The following is a 2,259-nucleotide window of genomic DNA, read 5'->3' on the forward strand; positions in this document are numbered from 1 at the left end:
GGGAAAGTAGGTTGTCGCCAGGTCAGTAAAATCCCCCGGATCTTTTGGTCCGGGGGATTTACTTTGCATTGAAAAATAAAATACAATCAATACATATGGTTCAAAGGGGGACAGTCGTGATGGGATCAAGAGCAAAGATAGTTTTGGCACTGGCGATCACTGCTGTTCTTTTTTCATGCTCATCGGGCAATAAGCCTAATAATGAAACCAGTGTGCCTGCCGAAATACAGCCAACAGTTGTGGCCAATGATCCGGTTACGCCAACTGAGCCTGAGCAGCAACCGGTTTTGGAACCAATACAGGTATTAGGCAGGAAGCAAATAATCGAGAAATACTCTGATGATGTTCCAAGAAAATTCGGGGAGCGAATGGATGGCATAATATCAGGTTTCATACCTACAGGAAAGCAGATCGCTTTGACTCTTGATGCCTGCGGTGGAAGCTATGACAGAAGGATAACCGATTATCTGGAAAAGAAGAAAATCAGAGCAACTCTGTTCGTAAGCGGGAAATGGATTGACATGCATGAAAAGGAGTTGAAACGCCTGTCCGAAAGTTCCTTATTCCAGATAGAGAACCATGGAAAGAGCCACAAGCCCCTCACAAGCGACGGCAGGTCTGTATATGGTATAAGTGGTACCAAGGACATTGGAGAGGCTTACGACGAGGTTATGGTGAACTCTGAGAGGATTGAGAGGATTACCGGGAGAAGTCCTGAGTTCTTCAGGTCAGGAACGGCGTTTTATGATGACATTTCAATCAGCATGCTTAATGACCTCAAAGTTTCCGCTGCTGGATATACAATCAGCGGAGATGGCGGGGCTACTTATTCCAGGTCTAGGATCATTAACATTGTTAAGGGTGCTAAACCTGGTGACATAATATTGATGCATATTAACCATCCTGAATCGGATACATTTGATGGCCTGGTTGGTGCAATTGAGGAGCTTTTGGGATCTGGATTTGAGTTCATTACCATGTCAGAAGCAGTGAAAAACAGGTAAAGATTGAAGAAACCCGCAGGCAGCATTCGCCATGCGGGTTTCTTCCAATATCAGCTTACTTTAATATCGATTTTTTCTCTTGATTCGTTTGTCAGGTCTTTGCTCATCCAGTTCTTTCCTTCAACAAGCCTTGTTACCATCATGGATACGACTGCATCACCCGTGGCATTGATCCAGGTTGCAGCTGGGTCCACAAGAAAACCTATTGTAGCGATAATAGGGAAGGCTTCAGGAGGGAATCCGAAGAGGCTTACAATAAGCATTTCTCCAACAAGTCCACCACCTGGAATACCTGACATGACAACTCCACCCAGTATTGAAATGAGGATTGCTGTCAGATAAGTTCCCATACCTGAGAAGTCCTGTCCAAATATCCCGAAGAGGAATGAAATCTTCAATATGGATGATAATACTGTTCCATCCATATGCATGGTGGCTCCGATTGGCAGGATTATTTCCCTGATATCCTTTGGAACTCCCATGTTTTTAGTAGCATTTAGGTTGACTGGCAGCGTGGCAATAGAACTTTGGGTTGCTATCGACGTTACAGATGGGGATATTATGTTCCTGAAATATGTCTTAATTCCAAGCTTTCCGCCTGCAAAGTATGAATAACCGCTGAATGCGATGAAGAAATACAAGATACATACAGGATAGTATATTGCCATGGCTCTTCCATAAGCACCAAGCAGCTGAGGACCGAATTCTCCTACAAGGTTTGCAAAATATGCACCAAGCCCGATAGGCGCGTAAAGCATTATTATACCAACAAATCTCATCATTACATTTGAAAGGGAATCAAGGAATTTGGCAACAATATTGTCCTCACCACCTATGGAACTGACACAGAACCCAAAGATGATCGAGAATACGATTAACGGCATCATGTTTGATCTTGAAAGGAGTTTGCTGAAATCATTGACCGTCAGGGCACCAATTATCTGGTCAGCGAGCTTCACGGTTTCAAGTTCTGAAGATGCTTCGAGTGCGAGATTCACACCCTGCGCCGGCGGCAGAACCTTGACGACAAATATGATTACGAAAGCGGCTATCAATCCAGTTCCAACGAACATCATGAACATGTTGCCAAGGATCTTCCCAAGCCTCTTCATATTGACCATATTTCCTACAGCGCTTGCTATTGTGGCAAAAACAAGTGGTGTTACCACAGTAAACATAAGATTGAGGAACAAATCACCAAAAGGCTTCAATACTGTAGCCTTTTCACCAAAAATGGATATTCCACTTAAAAAAT

2 protein-coding genes are annotated in these 2,259 nt (G+C 43.6%); one reads left to right on the top strand and one right to left on the bottom strand.

Annotated elements, in window-relative coordinates:
• The first annotated feature begins 68 nt into the window (after nucleotides 1-68).
• Nucleotides 69-1,004 carry a polysaccharide deacetylase family protein gene (locus T472_RS06005; RefSeq protein ID WP_082447588.1) on the top strand — a complete coding sequence of 312 codons (936 nt, stop codon included), beginning with the start codon at nucleotides 69-71 and terminating at the stop codon, nucleotides 1,002-1,004.
• Between the two features lie 50 nt (nucleotides 1,005-1,054).
• On the opposite strand, the gene T472_RS06010 is transcribed toward T472_RS06005, so the two are convergent.
• On the bottom strand, nucleotides 1,055-2,259 hold a 1,205-nt coding region (locus T472_RS06010; RefSeq protein WP_023863419.1), incomplete at its 5' end, for a dicarboxylate/amino acid:cation symporter.

The organism is Youngiibacter fragilis 232.1, from assembly GCF_000495435.3.
Lineage (GTDB): Bacteria > Bacillota > Clostridia > Clostridiales > Clostridiaceae > Youngiibacter > Youngiibacter fragilis.